This is a genomic window from Rhodococcus sp. T2V (assembly GCF_029269925.1).
GTDB classification, from domain to species: Bacteria; Actinomycetota; Actinomycetes; order Mycobacteriales; family Mycobacteriaceae; genus Rhodococcus_F; species Rhodococcus_F koreensis.
On sequence record NZ_JARJBD010000539.1, the window covers coordinates 1 to 321 of the forward strand.

Consider the following 321-nt stretch of genomic DNA (forward strand, 5'->3'; position numbering starts at 1 on the left):
CCGTGACTCGGTACCGGGGCCGCGCGGTCTGGACCGAGGAGCGAGGGAGCGGAGCAATGAGTGACGAGGGAAGGGTGGGTGTGAAAGCCCCGGTGCCCGCGAGCGGGGCGAGCCGTGACTCGGTACCGGGGCCGCGCGGTCTGGACCGAGGAGCGAGGGAGCTGCTGTCCGCGGTCACCGGCAAGGGCAACGGCAACGGTGACGGCAACGGCAACGGCAACGGCAACGGTGACGGTGACGGGAAGGGGAAGGGCGACGGCAAGTCACTGTTCTCCGGGCTGACCGACAAGGTGAAGGAGACGGCGTCGGATGTGAAGGACG

Annotated in this window: 1 pseudogene; it reads left to right on the plus strand. The window is 69.5% G+C overall.

The window, feature by feature from the left end:
• Positions 1 to 56: 56 nt before the first annotated feature.
• Positions 57 to 321 (plus strand): annotated as a pseudogene (locus P3H15_RS55315) (hypothetical protein); the annotation flags it as partial.